Annotated in this window: 16 protein-coding genes; 10 read left to right on the top strand and 6 right to left on the bottom strand. The window is 49.5% G+C overall.

The window, feature by feature from the left end; genetic code table 11:
• The first annotated feature begins 106 nt into the window (after positions 1 to 106).
• Both GA520_RS22800 and GA520_RS22795 read left to right on the top strand, forming a co-directional pair.
• Positions 107 to 1,045, top strand: a complete 939-nt coding sequence (locus GA520_RS22800) for a ketopantoate reductase family protein (RefSeq protein WP_163335727.1) — start codon at positions 107 to 109, stop codon at positions 1,043 to 1,045.
• A gap of 81 nt (positions 1,046 to 1,126) precedes the next feature.
• The gene (locus GA520_RS22795; RefSeq protein ID WP_163335726.1) at positions 1,127 to 1,465 is read left to right on the top strand and encodes a DsrE family protein; all 339 of its coding nucleotides are present in this window, start codon (positions 1,127 to 1,129) and stop codon (positions 1,463 to 1,465) included.
• A 15-nt stretch (positions 1,466 to 1,480) separates the two neighbouring features.
• Here the strand turns inward: GA520_RS22795 and GA520_RS22790 are convergent, their stop codons facing one another.
• Positions 1,481 to 1,987: an O-acetyl-ADP-ribose deacetylase gene (locus GA520_RS22790; RefSeq protein ID WP_163335725.1), complete on the bottom strand. Its 507-nt coding sequence runs from the start codon at positions 1,985 to 1,987 to the stop codon at positions 1,481 to 1,483.
• Between the two features lie 297 nt (positions 1,988 to 2,284).
• On the opposite strand from GA520_RS22790, the gene GA520_RS22785 reads away from it, so the two are divergent.
• The 6 genes from GA520_RS22785 (at position 2,285) to GA520_RS22760 (ending at position 6,979) form a co-directional block, all read left to right on the top strand.
• Complete coding sequence (locus GA520_RS22785) at positions 2,285 to 2,944, top strand: hemolysin III family protein (protein WP_163335724.1); 660 nt, start codon at positions 2,285 to 2,287, stop codon at positions 2,942 to 2,944.
• Positions 2,944 to 4,380, top strand: coding sequence for an MFS transporter (locus GA520_RS22780; RefSeq protein WP_163335723.1), 1,437 nt, complete (start codon positions 2,944 to 2,946; stop codon positions 4,378 to 4,380). Before GA520_RS22785 ends, GA520_RS22780 begins: the two co-directional genes overlap by 1 nt.
• Positions 4,380 to 4,793: a YqaA family protein gene (locus GA520_RS22775; protein WP_163335722.1), complete on the top strand. Its 414-nt coding sequence runs from the start codon at positions 4,380 to 4,382 to the stop codon at positions 4,791 to 4,793. The genes GA520_RS22780 and GA520_RS22775 overlap by 1 nt, the downstream gene beginning before the upstream one ends.
• A gap of 94 nt (positions 4,794 to 4,887) precedes the next feature.
• Positions 4,888 to 5,451, top strand: a complete 564-nt coding sequence (locus GA520_RS22770) for a DUF4136 domain-containing protein (protein WP_163335721.1) — start codon at positions 4,888 to 4,890, stop codon at positions 5,449 to 5,451.
• Positions 5,452 to 5,538: 87 nt separating this feature from the next.
• Positions 5,539 to 6,417, top strand: coding sequence for an NAD(P)-dependent oxidoreductase (locus GA520_RS22765; RefSeq protein ID WP_163335720.1), 879 nt, complete (start codon positions 5,539 to 5,541; stop codon positions 6,415 to 6,417).
• A gap of 7 nt (positions 6,418 to 6,424) precedes the next feature.
• Positions 6,425 to 6,979 (top strand): PilZ domain-containing protein, encoded by a 555-nt coding sequence (locus GA520_RS22760; RefSeq protein ID WP_163335719.1) that lies wholly within the window; start codon positions 6,425 to 6,427, stop codon positions 6,977 to 6,979.
• Positions 6,980 to 6,992: 13 nt separating this feature from the next.
• Here the strand turns inward: GA520_RS22760 and GA520_RS22755 are convergent, their stop codons facing one another.
• Positions 6,993 to 7,916, bottom strand: coding sequence for a DegV family protein (locus GA520_RS22755; RefSeq protein ID WP_163335718.1), 924 nt, complete (start codon positions 7,914 to 7,916; stop codon positions 6,993 to 6,995).
• Positions 7,917 to 8,411: 495 nt separating this feature from the next.
• On the opposite strand from GA520_RS22755, the gene GA520_RS22750 reads away from it, so the two are divergent.
• Positions 8,412 to 10,142: a methyl-accepting chemotaxis protein gene (locus GA520_RS22750; RefSeq protein ID WP_163335717.1), complete on the top strand. Its 1,731-nt coding sequence runs from the start codon at positions 8,412 to 8,414 to the stop codon at positions 10,140 to 10,142.
• A gap of 264 nt (positions 10,143 to 10,406) precedes the next feature.
• On the top strand, positions 10,407 to 12,167 hold the full coding sequence (locus GA520_RS22745; RefSeq protein ID WP_240910021.1) for a DEAD/DEAH box helicase: 1,761 nt from the start codon (positions 10,407 to 10,409) through the stop codon (positions 12,165 to 12,167).
• Positions 12,168 to 12,242: 75 nt separating this feature from the next.
• Here GA520_RS22745 and GA520_RS22740 read toward each other — a convergent pair whose 3' ends face one another.
• The 4 genes from GA520_RS22740 to GA520_RS22725 all read right to left on the bottom strand — a co-directional run bounded on the left by GA520_RS22740 (position 12,243) and on the right by GA520_RS22725 (position 16,541).
• A complete protein-coding gene (locus GA520_RS22740; protein ID WP_163335716.1) occupies positions 12,243 to 12,686 on the bottom strand; it encodes a PPC domain-containing DNA-binding protein in 444 nt (147 codons plus the stop codon).
• Positions 12,687 to 12,733: 47 nt separating this feature from the next.
• On the bottom strand, positions 12,734 to 14,587 hold the full coding sequence (locus GA520_RS22735; protein ID WP_163335715.1) for a lytic transglycosylase domain-containing protein: 1,854 nt from the start codon (positions 14,585 to 14,587) through the stop codon (positions 12,734 to 12,736).
• 121 nt (positions 14,588 to 14,708) lie between these two features.
• A complete protein-coding gene (locus GA520_RS22730; RefSeq protein WP_163335714.1) occupies positions 14,709 to 15,734 on the bottom strand; it encodes a dipeptidase in 1,026 nt (341 codons plus the stop codon).
• A gap of 12 nt (positions 15,735 to 15,746) precedes the next feature.
• The gene (locus GA520_RS22725) at positions 15,747 to 16,541 is read right to left on the bottom strand and encodes a M55 family metallopeptidase (RefSeq protein ID WP_163335713.1); all 795 of its coding nucleotides are present in this window, start codon (positions 16,539 to 16,541) and stop codon (positions 15,747 to 15,749) included.
• Positions 16,542 to 16,734: the final 193 nt, after the last annotated feature.

The raw sequence follows: 16,734 nt of genomic DNA, 5'->3' as shown, positions 1-16,734 counted from the left end.
TAACGCTTGAAAGGATTGAATAAATATATTAAGAGGCTCAGTTTGGCATATTTAGTGGAACCAACAATAATACAAGTAATCTGGCCCAAAGGAAGGGGCACATGATATGAACTTTTTGATATACGGCGCAGGTGCACTAGGGCAGGCATTAGGGTGTATGCTTGCAACAGCTGGGCATAATGTTGACCTCTTGCTGAGAGAGAGATTCATCAATCCTATCCGGGAAAGCGGTTTAAAGGTGTCCGGAATTTTTGGGGAGTACGTTGCACCCATGGAAAATATTCACTTATTTTCCGGAGTGAACGAGTTGCAAAGCTCCTATGATTTTGCCCTGATTACGACCAAGTCCTATGATACCCCAACCGCAGTGCGAGATATCGCTTCATTAGGTAATGAAGTTTCTTTCGTGGTTTCTCTGCAGAACGGTTGTGGTAACCTGGAAAAACTTGAAGCGGGATTCGGGCCGGAAAAAAGTCTTGGGGCACGGGTGTTGACTGGTTTTGAGATTATCGCTCCAGGCGTTATTGATATAACTGTCTCAGCGGACGGTTTTCATATCGGCGGGATTCGTCGTGGGTCGATACCTGACGCGGCCAGAAAGCTTGCTGAAATAATTACTGCTGCAGGGCATCCATCAGAGGTGGTGGAAGATATTCACCAGTCGTTATTCGCCAAGTTGCTCTACAACTGTACCCTGAATCCCCTTGGGGCCATACTCGGTGTACATTATGGTGTTCTCGCGGAGAATGAAGAGACCCGTAAGATCATGGACGCCGTAATCGAGGAAACGTTTGAAGTTATTAAGGCAGTTGGGGGTAGAACACCATGGCAACAAGCCGAAGAGTATAAACAGTTTTTTTATACCGAGCTTATCCCGGCAACATATAACCACCGTTCCTCCATGCTGCAGGATATCGAGAATAATAAACCTACCGAGGTTGAATCTCTGATCGGTTATGTGAGCAGCAAGGGGCGCTTGTTGAATGTGCCGACACCGGCATGTGATCTGCTCTCGAATTTGATCCGATTTAAAGAAAATCAGTAATTTTCACATGTACTGAGCAGTAGAGTGTACCTTGTAAGAGGTGCGTGCACTGCTCAGGATTCATGTACAAGGGGGAAATTAATGAAAGATCACTTATACATCCTGTGGGTAAACGATAACCCCGTTACTGCCGAGAAAATGGTTTTCATGTACGGGATTAACTCCCTACTTCAAGGTTGGTGGCGTGAAGTAACGATTATCATCTGGGGAGCAACGCCGCAGCTCGTGTGTGAGAATGAGATAGTACAGGAGAAGATCAGGGAAGCGCAGGAGGCCGGTGTTCATCTCACGGCCTGTAAAGCATGCGCAGATCAGCTTGGTGTTGCCGGGCAGCTTGAAGAGATGGGTATTGAAGTCATCTACTGGGGGGAGCCGCTCACCAGACTTCTCAAAAATGATGAGAAACTGCTTACTGTCTAGCCACCCAGTATAAGGCTATACTTCCAGAAGTTTCTGGTACTCCCAATAGGTCTCGTCATTAAAACAGGCGAAAATGACTTTTCGAAGTGTTTCCGTATCGGCCAGGGCTTTAGACGTTTCCCGAACCGCAATTTTGCAGGCCTCTGCAACAGGGAAGCCATATGCCCCGCAGCTGATGGCAGGGAACGCCAGGGATGAAAGCTGATATTTCTCTGCCAGTTCGAAACAGTTATGATAACAGGAGGCAAGCAGTTCCGGTTCCTTCTGTCCGCCGCCGTACCAGATCGGTCCTACTGTATGGATAATATGCTTGGCCGGGAGCTGATACCCCTTGGTTATTTTAGCTTCTCCTGTCGGGCATCCGTTCAGGGTTTTGCATTCAGCAAGGAGGAGTGGGCCTGCAGCCCGGTGGATTGCACCATCCACGCCACCACCGCCTAGCAGCGAATTGTTCGCAGCGTTGATGATTGCATCAACGTCCAGTCTGGTTATATCACCTTTTATTACGCTCATTTTCTGCATATTGTTCTCCCTTGTGAAAAACATGGCAGGTTGTCATCAGACGCGTCTGTTCATATAATAATTGTTTGTTTATCCTAAACAGAATAGGATAATTGTATCGTAACTCCTCGCAGGACAGCAAATTTCTCGCTAGCATAATTGCGTGGCATCGATCAACCTGGTTTACGTCTGACCAACAGGCAGCACCAGCTTGCTTGCGAAGATCTTCGTCCTCCTGCAATCAGTTACAAATAGAATTTTTTGTTCAACCACGTCGCTTACATTATAAAATTTTACAAATCTGATTAAATACATATTATGACATCTTCAAGTACTTCACAACGTTATACTTTTTACGAAGAGCTTGCCAACTCCATCACCCACGGAGTTGGGCTCCTCTTTGCTGTATCCGCCTTGGGAGTTCTCACAGCTTTTTCCAGCGTGTTCGGCACAGTCTGGCATATTGTCAGCTGTTCGGTCTACAGCGCCACCATGATCCTTATGTATGCCGCTTCCACATTATACCACAGCATCCCCTGGCCGAAAGCAAAGAGGGTGTTGCGGATTCTCGATCACTCTGCGATATTTCTACTTATTGCAGGAACCTATACGCCCTTTACCCTGGTCAGCCTGAATGGGCCCTGGGGATGGTCCCTGTTCGGAGTCATCTGGGGGCTGGCTGTGCTCGGTATCCTTTGCGAGATATTTCTGCTGCGCAAGTATCGGTTTCTTGCCGTGTGTATCTACGTGGCCATGGGCTGGACCATTGTAGTCGCCACCAAACCGTTACTCTCTGCAGTACCGATGACGGGACTTGTCCTGTTGCTAATTGGTGGACTTTTTTATACAGTAGGTATCATTTTTTATGTCAGTCGGAAGATGCCTTTTCACCATGCGGTCTGGCATCTCTTTGTACTGGCAGGAACCGTCTTTCAGTTTTTTGCCATTTTACTTTACGTGATCCCGGTTTTTAGTTGATGAACGAATCGGCAAACATCCAGGGACAAGGGCAGGACAACCGCGCGGTCGAGCGTTCGGCAATGTTTGTGGCCACGCTCACTTCCTTTATGGGGCCGTTCCTGATTTCTTCGGTGAATGTCGCCCTGCCAGCCATCCAGAAAGAATTAGGGCTGAATGCTGTTCAACTCAGTTGGATTGCTACCGCCTACCTGCTAGCCGTGGCCGTGGGGCTTGTCCCGGCTGGAAAAGTTGCCGATATCCATGGTCGCAAGAAGATATTTGCCACCGGTCTTGGGGTGTACGTTATCGGGGCGGGCCTCTCAGTTTTTGCGTGGTCGGCGTTCACCCTTATTTTCTCAAGGGTGGTGCAGGGGCTCGGTGCCGCCATGTTTGTTACCACCGGTATGGCGATTATTACCTCCATCTTTCCGCCGCAAAAACGTGGCAGGGTTATCGGCTGGTATGTGGCGGCCGTTTATGTAGGGCTTTCGGTCGGACCTTTTGTCGGGGGAGTACTGACTCAATATCTCGGCTGGCGTTCAATCTTTATTGTAACGCTTCCCATGGGAGTCGGCTCGCTGCTGCTTACCCTGTATGTCCTCAAGGGTGAGTGGAGGGGGGAACCGGGCCAGCAACTTGACCTGGTCGGCTGTTTTCTTTACACAGCTTCGATTCTCTCCCTGGTTTACGGGGCATCCCGGTTGCCGGATGGTATCGGTATAGTGCTTACCCCTCTTGGTTTTTTGTTGCTGGCGGTTTTCGTGATGCACCAGAAACGAGCCCGTTTCCCGGTGTTTGAAGTAAAGCTGTTTGCAGAAAATAAGCGGTTTGCTTTCTCCAGTTTTGCGGCTCTGCTGAACTATTCCGCCACTTTTTCGGTGACCTTCCTGCTCAGTCTTTACCTCCAGTATATTAAGGGAATGACGCCGCAGGCAGCAGGCACGATCCTCATGGCCCAGCCGGTTGTCATGGCTCTTTTCTCTCCTGCTGCGGGGAGGCTTGCCGACCGGATTGAACCTCGCTATCTTGCCACCGCTGGAATGGCGATTACCGTACTTGGGGTTTTCCTGTTCCGTATGCTGGATAGTCATTCAACAGTATCGGTCATTGTGGCAAACCTCATTCTCCTGGGTTTCGGATTTGCACTTTTCAGTACTCCCAACATGAGTGCGATTATGGGTGCTGTAGAAAAACGGTATTACGGTCAGGCATCAGGTGTGGTCGCTACCATGAGGCTGCTCGGGCAGATGGCCAGCATGGCTGTGGCCATGGTCGTGTTGACCCTGCTGGTCGGCAGGCAACAGATCGAACCCGCAAACTACAACCGTTTTCTGGATGCCATCCACCTTGTGTTTACTATTTCGGCGCTGTCCTGTCTCATCGGTGTTTATTTTTCCTGGTTCAGGGGTGGCGAAAAAGTGTCCGTTACCGGTCAGGATTCCTCTCCACCGTAATGTATTCCTACTTCCTGTTGTTTGGTGCGTCATTTCTGGCGGCGACGGTTATGCCTTTTTCTTCTGAGGTCATACTGTACGCAATGATGCAGGGCGACTTCGACAGCCAGTTGCTCCTGTTGTCAGCTGCTACTGGCAACACCCTTGGTGCGGCTGTTAACTGGGGGCTTGGACGTTACCTTCTGCACTATCAGGATCGGCCCTGGTTCTACTTCAAGCAGGAGCAGGTCGATAAAATGCAGCATTGGTTCCAGCGTTATGGTGTATGGTCCCTGCTTTTTGCCTGGTTGCCGTTGGGAGGTGATGTGTTGACCTTTATCGCCGGGATCATGAAGGTCAATTTCTGGCTTTTTCTCCTGTTGGTCGCGATTGGTAAGACATCGCGCTATGTAATGATTATTTTGCTTGCATAATGTGTCAGAGTACCTTTACAAGGCGAAATAAACTTCTTACGAGATCATCAATAGTAACGAAGTACTGAGAGTAGAAAGAGAGGGTTGCAAGCTTATGAAAAGAACAGGGCCGGCAGTTGTGATCATGGTGATCCTCCTGTTGTTCATGACCGGCTGCGGTACCGTCCGCGTGAGTCAGGATTATCGCCCGGGAAGTGATTTCGCAAGCTTTAAGAGCTTCAGCTGGCAGCAGGTGGAGGTGCCCCATTCAGAAGATGCAAGGGAAACCAATCCATTATTGCATGAGAGATTTCACGCGGCTATTGACAGGGAGCTTGTCTCCAGGGGGATTGTGCCCGGCCAGCCGGGTGATCTGCTTGTCAGCTATGGTTATACGATACAAACCCGGTTTGAGCAGGTTCCGCTTGATACGCATGTTGGTTTCGGTTATGGCCGTTATTCGCGTTATGGCGTGGTCGGTTTTGATTCCGGAACATCATTCGAGCAGTATGATGTGGGAACGTTGGTCATTGATTTAACAGAATCCGGAACAGGTCGGCTTCTCTGGCGTGGAACAGGGGTTGAAAGACTGCCGGACTATCCGACACCGGAGAAGAACATCGCTCTGGTAAATAAACTGGTTGGTGCAATTCTGGGCCAATTTCCACCAACCCCTTAAGCGAGCATTTGCAACCCTCAGGATTGTTTGCTAATGTGACAATCCCACCTGTAACGAAAATACTACATCTTATATAAGGAGAGTCGAATGTCTTTGACAACAGAGAGTGCCACTGTCGGTTTTATCGGTATCGGGGTAATGGGTAAGAGCATGGCCCGGCACCTGATGGATGGTGGATACAAGGTGCACGTCTATACGCGCACAGCAGAAAAAGCCGCCGAACTGGTGAGCCAGGGCGCCCTATGGGAAGACTCCGTATCCAGCCTGGCCGCAAAATGTAATGTGGTATTCACGATTGTCGGTTTTCCTCCGGATGTGGAGGAGGTGTATCTCGGCGAAGGTGGCTTGTTAAAAAATATGCAGAGCGGTGGGTATGTCGTTGATATGACAACCTCACGGCCTGATCTTGCTGCCCGGATTTTTGATGAGGCCCAGAAGGCAGGTATCTCCGCACTCGATGCTCCTGTTTCCGGTGGGGATGTCGGTGCCCGGGAGGCACGTCTCTCCATCATGGTCGGTGGTGAAAAAGAGGTTTTCGACAAGGTACTGCCACTGTTTGAATTGATGGGCAAGAATATCGTTTATCAGGGCAAGGCCGGTGCGGGTCAGCATACCAAGATGTGCAACCAGATCGCTATTGCCGCTGGTATGATGGGGGTTTGCGAGTCACTTGCCTATGCGAAAAAAGCTGGTCTCGATCCGGTGACCGTGCTGAAATCGATTGAAAGCGGTGCGGCGGGCAGCTGGTCGCTTTCCAACCTGGCCCCGCGTATAATCAAGGATGATTTTGCTCCCGGTTTTTTTGTGAAGCATTTCATCAAGGATATGACTATTGCGATTGAATCCGCTGATGCCATGAGTCTTGAAGTGCCGGGGTTGAAACTCGCCCGCCAGCTTTATGAAAAAGTTGCAGCAGAAGGCGGGAGTGAGAGCGGTACCCAGGCCTTGTTCAAGTTGTATACATGATGTGAGGATGATGAAAGAAGCCGAAGTGACCATGCAAAAAGTGTTTGTGGGACCGGATAATAAAGTGGTGCTTAGCTGTCCTGCTTGTGCAAAAAGTAAAAGTGTCGATGTGACAAAATACTTTTCCTCAGACGGCCCGGTTAACCTCACTTATCGCTTCAAATGTGAGAAGTGTGACTGTGGACATAGGGATTGTGAGACATGTGTCAGGGAGAAATGTTCCCTGGGTCATAGAAATACCGTTCGGCTGGAACGGCGCAAACATGTTCGCAAGGAGACCCGCCTGAACGGGACGTTTCAAACTGGTAAGGCCCGCCCTAAGGAAGTCGTTGTGCTTGATATATCCCGCCATGGGGCACGGTTTGAATTGTCCCCTTTACTTGATTTGTTACCTGGTTCGCCGGGGCTTCTCGATTTTCGGCTCGACGACCAGAAGGCAACACCTGTCCTCAAAGAGGGTAAGGTGTTGCGTGTTTCGAACAATCAGGCCGTTTTCCTGTTTAAGGAGGTCGAATCCTATTCTGCCGCAGATAAGGCCATCGGGTTCTACCTCTTGAAATGAGCCGTTTCCTTCCTCACTCTTCCTGATACGGGAGCCAGGCAACACCAACGGCTCCCGGTCCTGTGTGGGCCCCCACGGTGGGACCGAAATATGTCGTATAATGCTCTTGATTTGGGAAGGCCTCCTGCACCAGATTCCTGACCGTGGTGGCCTTTTCCGGTGCGCCCGCGTGGCAGATGCCAATACGGACCGGTTGAGATGTTCCGCCCAGATCATTCTTCATGTACTCAATAAGTTTCCCCTGGGCCCTTTTTCCGCCGAACGATTTGCTTTTGGCATCCACGCCACCGCCTGCCATACCGAGAATCGGCTTGAATCCCAGTAATTTTCCAAATAGAGCGGAACCCCGGCCAATCCTACCACCACGGACCAGGTGGTCGAGATTGTCGACCATAAAAAACACCTTCACATCGTTGATTCGCTGGTTGATAAGATCCTTGATCTTATCCAGTGGCCAACCCGCCTCAATTTTATCTGCCGCTTCAAGCACCAGCAGCGTTGCCCCCATGGAGACAAGACGGCTGTCAATGAGCTCGATCTGCATTTTCTTGTTTACTTGCGGATGTGCCATGCGCTGTTTGAGATAGGTGTTGTAATTATTCATTTTCGTCTGGCTGGCCACATCAAAGGTGTTGCTCATCTTCCGTGAGATAAAAATACCAAGAATATCTCTTTGGCCGATATGCCCGTTGAAAATTTCGTGAAAAGTTTCGGGGGCAGGAGGTGAAGTGACGGGCAATGCCCCTTTCTTCGCCATCATGGAGTAAAACCTGGGCGGAGTGATGCTCACACCATCCTGGTATTCCTGACCATTGACACTGACTGTGAGCGGTACAATGGTGATATTTCTCTTTCGTGCCATATCTTCAGGGATGTCAGAAGCACTATCTGTTATGAGTTGGATGGGTGTTTGCCCGACGTTCAGGTCTTGACTCATGTCGCAAGCTCCTTTCAGTTTGAATCCGATGTGATGGGAACGTTTCTAGGGAAATGCTAATTCCAGATAAGTACATTATAATAGATAGTTGTGCAATATCTAGTTTACGTAAACGTATATGTTGTTGAGTTGATTGCACTTATTTTTATGCGTTATATACATTTTAATTATATGTGAAGTCGTTTTGCGCCATCCAGCATCTTATGATCAATTCAGGTTACTCGTAATTAGTGTGTTTGCTGAGCCTCCTGCTTGGTCGACGGGCTCATGTGGCGCCGACGGCGAGAGTTGTTATGGTTAACTTGCTTTTTGGTCCCCCTCTAGCTCTGTTGTTTATCACGACGATTTATAGTGTGCTGTATCAGGTGGAGAAGACGAGGTAATCTTTTAGTAAACTATGAATTTTGTGGTTTGTTGTTCATCTGAAATGCAGGTACTATCGATGCTATAGTGTTTTAAGGACTAAGATCATTATTGAAACGGAGAAGCAATAATATGTCAGCTACTGTGTCAGCAAAAAAAGACGAATCCCGATCATTCAGTATTGCCTTTAAGACTGCCACTTGGTGTGGAGTACTGATCCTCATTCTTCTTGGACTCAATACCGGTGTTTCATACGTGCTCGAAGATCGGCTGGTCAAAACGATTTTTGACCAGTACAGCCAGGAGGTAGAGTCTATCATCGACAATCAGGGCAAGGTGCGACAGGATGAACTGAAACAGATGGTTAATAACACTATTGAGATGCTCGCCGGGTCTGTTTCGACCCTGCTCTATGATTTCGATACGGCCTCTGTTGAGCGTATGCTGATTGGCTACATGCGGTTACCCGCCATTGCGGCGGTGGAAGTCCTCGATGATGTTGATGAGCCATTTGCTGCCGTATGGCGGGAAGGCGAAGTGCAAAATGGCGACGCCCTCCCAAAAGATTTACAATTAAACCGCGATCTTTCTGTGAGTGCGGAGAGTTTTGTCAAGAAAGAGAAAGTTGGCACGGTAACCATCTTTTATAGCGATCAGGTCGTCGTTGAGGCAATGGCGAAGGATAAGGAGGAGAATAGGGCCAGTATTCAGGCCTTTGAAGAGCGAGTCGATCAATCGATGCAGACGGCAATGGGGACGCAGGTAGGAATCGCCGTGCTGGTTGTAGCCCTTCTTATTGCCGCTATTATCATAATTCTGAACCTATTGGCTATCAGACCCTTAAAAGCGTTGACGGCTATGGTTACCGATCTGGTCGAGGGAGAGGGTGATCTTACCAAAAGGCTTGATCTGCGAAGCCGGGACGAACTGGGAATATTGGCCAATGTTTTTAATCGTTTTATTGAGCGTATGCAGAAACTTGTTAAGGATATATCAGATAATGCAAGGGTGCTGAACACGTCTTCTACGGATATGTCCAATGTCGCCACCTCGGTTTCTTCCGGGGCGGGTCAAATGTCTGAGAAATCAAGGCGCACCTCTGAGGCGGCAAACCAACTCAGTGATCAGATGAATTCTGTTGCTGCAGCCAGTGAGGAGGCGGCCACCAATGTCAATATGGTTGCTGCAGCCACTGAAGAGATGACCTCCACGGTTAATGAAATTGCCCAGAATTCTGAACAGGCCAGGGTCGTAACCGGTGAGGCGGTACAGAAAGCGAAAGTGGCCTCATCCCAGGTTGATGAACTGGGGAGTGCCGCCCAGGAAATCAGTCAGGTTACAGAAGTTATCACTGAAATCTCGGAGCAGACCAACCTGTTGGCCCTAAATGCCACAATCGAGGCCGCCCGTGCCGGTGAAGCTGGCAAGGGTTTTGCCGTTGTCGCTAACGAGATCAAGGAGTTGGCGAAACAGACGGCTGATGCGACCCAGGATATTAATACCAGGATCCAGGGAATGCAGAAAACAACTGACACCACGGTCCAGGAAATCGAGCAAATCACTGCGGTTATACATACCGTAAATGATATTGTTGCAACGATCGCCACTGCCGTTGAGGAACAGGCGGTGACTACCCAGGAGATCTCCAGCAACGTCACCCAGGCGGCCCAGGGTATTGCCGAGGTGAATGAAAGGGTGGCCGATAATTCAACAGTTGCCGGCGAAATTGCCAACTCTATAATGGAGGTGGATGGTGTTGCTGATGATATGAGCAACGAGTCTGCAAAAGTGAATGGCAGTGCCGCCGAGTTACTCGACCTCTCAAGACAATTGAACGAGATGGTCGGAAAATTCAGGATTTAATACGGGCGATTTTTTATCTATTATTTCTATTAAGCCTTGCAGAAAGCGCGAATACCTGGTAAGTTTTCGCGTTTTTTATGTGCGTGTCGGACCAGTATTTGATGATGTAATGGGTTTTGTTGAGAGCTGGGGTGACACTTGACGGCGGAGAAAGAAGCAGAAGGATCTGCTGATATCGCATACGCGATCGCCGATTATTTCCCAAGTTGATGATGTTACCCTCTTCATTCTCCAGGGATGAACTCTACAAAACACAGGATTATCATGTCTAAAGACTATCTGTCTGTTATGCCCGAGGACTTTTCCGATTTCGGGTTGTCTCAACCAATATTGAAAGCAATTGACCAGTCCGGCTATACAGAGCCGACCCCTATCCAGACCCAGATGATCCCTTCTGTTATGGAAGGACGTGATGTTATCGGGCAGGCCCAGACCGGCACGGGTAAAACAGCAGCTTTTGCCCTGCCGCTTTTGAATGGCCTCCGACAGAAGAAAAAAGCAAGTCCCCAGATTCTGGTGTTGGCCCCGACCAGGGAGCTAGCCCTGCAGGTTGCCGATTCCTTCAAAAAATACGGGACCTATATAAATAATCTGAAAGTCCTGGCTATTTACGGCGGTGAAGAATACAGCGGCCAGCTGCGTCAGCTGAGTAAAGGTGTAAACATTGTAGTGGGGACGCCTGGCAGAGTAATGGATCATATCCGTAGGGGCAGTCTCAAGCTCGATACGATACAATCTTTTATCCTGGATGAAGCTGACGAGATGCTCAAGATGGGTTTTCTCGAAGATGTGGAATGGATACTGGAGCAGGCACCGCAACAGAAACAGATCGCACTGTTCTCCGCAACCATGCCTTCATCTATTAGAAGGATTGCCGCAACCCACCTGCATGATCCGGTGGAGATTACTATCCGCAGCAAGACTGCCACCGCTTCGACCATTAACCAGAAATTTCTTATCACCAATGGCATGAACGCCAAGAAGGAAGCCCTGGGTAGAATACTGGAAGTGTCTGAAACGGATGGTGTTCTGACTTTTGTTCGAACCAAGATGCAGACTGTCGAATTGGCTGAGTTTCTAACCGAGCTCGGTTATCAGGCAGCACCGCTGAATGGGGATATCCCCCAGAACCAGCGTTTACGCACGGTTGAGCAACTGAAATCCGGCAAGATAGATATCCTGGTAGCAACCGATGTGGCGGCACGGGGGCTTGATGTCGAGCGGGTCAGTCATGTCATCAATTTCGATATTCCTTTTGACACCGAGTCCTATATTCATCGTATTGGCAGGACCGGCAGGGCCGGACGGACCGGAGAGGCCATACTGCTTCTTGCACCGCGGGAAAAGTCGATGCTCAAGTCTATCGAAAGGGCTTCACGCCGCAAGATAGAGATGATGCATATGCCGTCAGTTAACGAGGTGAATAAAAAGCGGATAGAGGCTTATAAAAGCCGGATAACCAAGACCCTTACTGAGGATTGTTCGTTTTTTGACGACCTCATTCGTGATTACTGCAGTGAGACAGAGGCGTCTGTGGAGCAGGTCGCAGCGGCACTTGCAAAACTCGTCCAGGGAAACAGTCCTATGCTGCTTGAAGAAAAGAAGTATGAGCGGCGTGAGAAGAGAGAGAGGAAACAACCGGTTGGTGGGCGCAACAACCGCAGGAGTTCCGGTCGATCCGATGAAGGAATGGAACGGTACCGCATTGCCGTTGGTGAATCACACGGGGTCAAACCGGGTAATATAGTTGGTGCCATCGCCAATGAAGTGGATATGGACAGTGAGTATATTGGCAGGATCTCAATATATGACGAGTACAGCACGGTTGATCTCCCTGCGGGAATGCCGCGTCAGCTCATGAAGGTGCTGCATAACGCCCGGATCAACGGCAGGATGATGAAACTCAGCCGTGAAGGTGAGAAAAGCTCCGGCAGTGAGAGGTTCGGTAACCGTAAAAACGGTGGTAAGCCGAGACGGTCTAATCCGAAGACGAGCCGTAAACCACGAACCGCTTCCGCTGTTTAATGTGACTGAATTCGGTAGGTTAGTCCGGGGTCAGGCTTAAGTCTGACCCCGCGTGCCTAGTGCCACTTTCTGCAATCAGGGGCTCAGTAGCTTCAGCCCCAGCGGTTCCTCTACCAGGCGTTTGGCAGAGCAGTCCACCAGCTCAAACAGTACAACCTCCATCACATGCCAGACCTTTACTCCCTCCCGGATGCAGCCGGTAACGGTGTGTTCCTTTCTACCGCAGCTCATATGCATATGCAGAAGTGGTACGCCTTTGTCGTCCCGAAACAGAGTTCCGGTACCGGTTATCTCATGGGCATGCTCAAGCTGTAATTTCATTGGCTGAAGCGGTAAACCCCGATCTTCTCTGGGGCCAACCACGAGACGGCTGCCATCATCGGCACCGCCAACGACTGTGAGTGAGGCTGCATTGATATCATGATCGATCGCAAATTGTTCCAGTACTTCATGGACGATTTCTCCATCTTCCAGCCGAATGACGAAAACCCTGCCCTGTTTCGCTTCTGAATATTTCATTGTCCTTCCTTTTTAGAGTATATCCGGGATTGTTTACTCGTTCTGGATCAGCTTCCGGTTAAACACTTTGAGAGCATCTTGTCCTGGTCAGAAACCACCCATTTATATTTCTGATTAAAAAGAGTGTCGCTCTGGTAAAAGTCCTTGTTCTTTAATCGAGCCAGGTATTTTGAGTACTGTGACGGCCCCCCATTATACATGGCGTAAACCAGCCCCGCCATCTGTGGCTGAGTCAATGTCCTGGTCTTTTTGGGGTCGCGCAACCCGTATTTTGTGAGATAGAGAGCGGCAATTTTACATCCGGCCCTGCTGTTGTAGTTGATATCCCAACGCAACCGTTCCCTGTTGTAGATACCCCTCCAGACTCTTTCATTCACCTGCATCAGGCCAACTGAACTCTGGTTGTAGGAGAGCAGGTACATGAGTTTGTTGTCCCTGATCACAAACTGCCTGTAACAGCTTTCCTGCCATGCAAGGGCGGGAATCAACTGTTTAAACATGGTCTTCTGCTGGCGGGGTATTGTTTTGGCGATGGTTTGTTTCAGGGCTTTTTGGATGACAGAATCGACACGGCCAATATATCTATCGATATTTTTTTTCGGTACCTGCCACTTCAGGATCTCCTGAAAAGTAGGGAGTTCGGCTGCCATAGCCGTAGTCGGGCTGAAGAGTTCAAAAATAGATTCCAGAAAGGTTGAAGAATTTGAAAGAGGTGCCTTGATATTTCCTGTTTGAGGATTGGTTTGAAATAGTTTTTGTAATTCCGGATCTGTTTTCTGGGGGTACTGCAAGAGTGACGAATCAGCTTGTAACATCTGCATAAGCCGAATCAGGCCATTACGACTGATCTCGAGACCGAAGGTCGGGCCGAGCTTATCAAATACCAGGAGAGCATCCGAGGAAGATACGAAGGCCAGGTAGCCGAGGAGTTGGGAGTTGCTTTTTTTATCGTAGAGGTGGTTCCTGAAAATGGGAGAGAGTTGCTGCCAGGCCTCGACGAACTGTTCGCGGACAAAATCATGGGTAATGGTTTTGTCCGCAAGATCCTCAACAAACCGATGCCTGGTTTGAAGAAGGACATCGACAAGAATCTGGCGCTCATCTGCATTCAACAGCTCCCTGGCCAGGAGAGTGACGACATGCGTCAGCATGGAGTCCCAGTTCTCCCAGAGTACCACCAGATGTTCAAGGTCTGCGCCAGCCAGGTATTGAGGTTCTGCCTGACTCTCCGGATCAAAAACCTTCTCCACTTCGGCCAGGATATCCACCCGGATGTGATCCGGCCGGATGTCTATCGTGCCGGGCTGCATGGAGTCGAGCATCTTTTCGGTGTCGTGGGCAACCTGGTGCGGAAACAGTGGGAGCAGGAAGTTTTTAAGGTCCTCGACAGGGACTTTCAGGTCAACGGATAACGAATCGAGATAGGCTATGACCCTTGGTTCAATAAAGTTCCACAGTATCTGGCTGATTTGTTCCGGCCTTCGGTTTGCGCCCAGAAGTTCAGTTCTGTTGGTGGTAAACCTGAGTTGCCAGGTTTCACCGGTGATGTACGGCTGTTGGTATAAAACAAGAAAGCCCTGCCAGCTCAGAGAGCCGAAGCAGCTACCGCTGAGCGGTGTTCCCGCCTGGGCGGTGATTTTCATCTCCAGCCGGACAAGACCGCTCGCCTCGGAAATAACGGGTTCCGAAAGGGCAAGATAGATACAGCCATTGCCCTCGTTGACCAAAGTGGTGCGAGCACCCGGCTCCGGGAAGGCACTGTTGGTGACGAGTCTCTGCAGCAGTGGATATTCGAGGGTTATCGGCAGTTGTACTGTCTGGCCCATGGCGGGCAGGACGCTACCCGAAACGACGAGGACGATAAAAAATAACAGTAGTCTGTATTTGGTGTGATGGTGCACAGCATCCTCCCTTTATCCATAGTGCGGATTTTTTCATGAACTGATGAAAAATTCGGGGTGTACCTTTCCCTTCATGAAATCTTATACCAGAAAACAGGAAAAAGGGCAGAACCTGATGGGGTCAACCTGTAGTTTCGGAATAGACCCGCATGAAATTATCACCGAGAACCTTCATGATGTCTTCATCACTATAGCCGTGTCGGATCAACTGTTCGGTGAATTCTTCAAGATGTCCGTGATCGCTGATCAGATCGGTTGCTTCGACATTGTCCGGCATACTGAGGTGGTTAGGGAAACCACAGCAGATGTCAAAGCCGATACCTACGTGATCTATACCGACAAGGTTTGCGATATGATCCACGTGGTTGACAAAATCATCCATGGTGGCCTTTTTCGCATCATCATGGACAAAAGCATCGACTGAGTTCATACCGATCACACCTCCCTTCGCGGCGAGAGATTTGATCTGGTCGTCGGTGAGGTTGCGCATGGTTCGGGCAAGTGCCCGGCAGTTGGAGTGGGATGCTATCAGAGGTTTTTGCGCTACGTTCATCACATCGAGGAAGCCCTCATCGTTGAGATGGCTGACGTCGATAAACATGCCAAGTCTTTCTGCCTGTTCAATCAGGTCAATGCCAAAAGGGGTCAAACCGCCTTTTTGTCCCTCTCGCTGGGAAGCAAAAAACGCGCCGTCGCCCACCGCATTTCGTCTGCTCCAGACAAGCCCCAGGCCTCTTACGCCGAGTTCATAGAAAATCCGTAACAGGCCTGGATCGTTCTGGAGTGGATCGGCTCCCTCCAAGGAGAGGAAAAGGGCAATTTCCCCATCCTCTTTTGCCTGACGTGCTTCTTTACATGTCCGGCAAATACGGAACAGCCCCGGAGATTCATCTATTTCGGCATGGAGGTGGCTGATCTGGTCGAGCGCCTTTCGCAACCCCATCTCCGGCAGGAAATAGTTATGGACAAAGATGGCTGAGACGATAAGGTCGAAGCTGCCAGCCCTGAATTGATTGAGGAACGTTTTTTCAATTACCTTCTTATCACCGCGTTCCCGCATGTTGGCAACTTCATAGCAAAGATCAAAATGAGCATCAACTGTGAAGGCCTGGTGATGAAGTTGGGTAATTCGTTGTTGGAGTGTCATAATCAAGAAGCTCTAAAAGGTGAAGAGGAAGAAACGAAGAACCTCAAAATAGTCATTGGAGCTAAAGCTTACGGCTCTCGCCTCGGAGAGTTTAGCACCCGGGTAAAACGAAGCCTTGTAGGCATCTTTATGGTTGTTATAGTTCAGGGTTACATCAAAATGATCGGGCAGTTGGGCTGCACCGGGAATATCAGTAAGTGCCTTTTGTGCTCCTTCCTCAATGCTTTTGAGGGCTTGTTTCGGGTGCAGGTTGACGGTTGAATCCCCGGCTCCAGATTTCACGGCCACGGCTGTCATGTCCGGGGCATACTCCCTCGCGTGGTAGCAGATTTCCTGATCTCCGGAGACAAAAATCACCGGGACTTTCTCCAGGAGGGAGATGTAATAATTAATAAGGAACTCCGAAGCAAGTTTGCCGTTGATCACCACCGAGCTGTTGTGGATGTTGTTCATGGTATGTGATAAAGGGTTGCCCTCACCACCGGCATAACTGTGATAGCCAATCATCAGCGAGGCATCAAACGTTCTGTCCAGGCCCTGCATCATGCAGTAGGGATGATGGGACCAGCCACGAATAAGCGTGACATCCTCGGGTAGCTCGTCGGCAATGATATTGCGCCCGGAATCGTGGGCATCACGTACCACGATGTCGGTTGCGCCAGCTTTTTTTGCACCCATGCAGGCAGCAACGGTTTCCGCTGTCATCTGTCTGCGGCCGGCTTCATAATCATCATTGCCCTTGGTTACCTCGCTCCAGCTGGTTGTGCCGCAGATGCCTTCCATGTCGACGCTAATGTATACTTTCATTTTCCTCTTCTATGGATTTCTCAAATGTGAAGAATTATGAAACTGCCCTTTTGGCCAATATCTTCATTATGCTCAAAATTTCATCCTCCGGTAAGTGAGGAACGAGACTCCGAGAGAGCAATTATATGCCTGTGGTAAAATATTCCACAGGCCTCAATCTGGACCAGATAAGCGTAGACTTCGAAATACCCGG

The organism is Desulfopila sp. IMCC35008 (assembly GCF_010646885.2).
Taxonomy (GTDB): domain Bacteria; phylum Desulfobacterota; class Desulfobulbia; order Desulfobulbales; family Desulfocapsaceae; genus Desulfopila.
This window is presented reverse-complemented; position numbering and strand designations above follow the sequence as displayed.

What these genes read in the sequence shown, in the direction of transcription:
- GA520_RS22760 (WP_163335719.1), top strand. Translation starts at nt 6,425, where the DNA reads ATGATGAAAGAAGCCGAAGTGACCATGCAAAAAGTGTTTGTGGGACCG.
- GA520_RS22740 (WP_163335716.1), bottom strand. Translation starts at nt 12,686, where the DNA reads ATGAAATATTCAGAAGCGAAACAGGGCAGGGTTTTCGTCATTCGGCTG.
- GA520_RS22730 (WP_163335714.1), bottom strand. Translation starts at nt 15,734, where the DNA reads ATGACACTCCAACAACGAATTACCCAACTTCATCACCAGGCCTTCACA.
- GA520_RS22795 (WP_163335726.1), top strand. Translation starts at nt 1,127, where the DNA reads ATGAAAGATCACTTATACATCCTGTGGGTAAACGATAACCCCGTTACT.
- GA520_RS22775 (WP_163335722.1), top strand. Translation starts at nt 4,380, where the DNA reads ATGTATTCCTACTTCCTGTTGTTTGGTGCGTCATTTCTGGCGGCGACG.
- GA520_RS22785 (WP_163335724.1), top strand. Translation starts at nt 2,285, where the DNA reads ATGACATCTTCAAGTACTTCACAACGTTATACTTTTTACGAAGAGCTT.
- GA520_RS22765 (WP_163335720.1), top strand. Translation starts at nt 5,539, where the DNA reads ATGTCTTTGACAACAGAGAGTGCCACTGTCGGTTTTATCGGTATCGGG.
- GA520_RS22770 (WP_163335721.1), top strand. Translation starts at nt 4,888, where the DNA reads ATGAAAAGAACAGGGCCGGCAGTTGTGATCATGGTGATCCTCCTGTTG.
- GA520_RS22790 (WP_163335725.1), bottom strand. Translation starts at nt 1,987, where the DNA reads ATGCAGAAAATGAGCGTAATAAAAGGTGATATAACCAGACTGGACGTT.
- GA520_RS22745 (WP_240910021.1), top strand. Translation starts at nt 10,407, where the DNA reads ATGTCTAAAGACTATCTGTCTGTTATGCCCGAGGACTTTTCCGATTTC.
- GA520_RS22725 (WP_163335713.1), bottom strand. Translation starts at nt 16,541, where the DNA reads ATGAAAGTATACATTAGCGTCGACATGGAAGGCATCTGCGGCACAACC.
- GA520_RS22755 (WP_163335718.1), bottom strand. Translation starts at nt 7,916, where the DNA reads ATGAGTCAAGACCTGAACGTCGGGCAAACACCCATCCAACTCATAACA.
- GA520_RS22800 (WP_163335727.1), top strand. Translation starts at nt 107, where the DNA reads ATGAACTTTTTGATATACGGCGCAGGTGCACTAGGGCAGGCATTAGGG.
- GA520_RS22750 (WP_163335717.1), top strand. Translation starts at nt 8,412, where the DNA reads ATGTCAGCTACTGTGTCAGCAAAAAAAGACGAATCCCGATCATTCAGT.
- GA520_RS22780 (WP_163335723.1), top strand. Translation starts at nt 2,944, where the DNA reads ATGAACGAATCGGCAAACATCCAGGGACAAGGGCAGGACAACCGCGCG.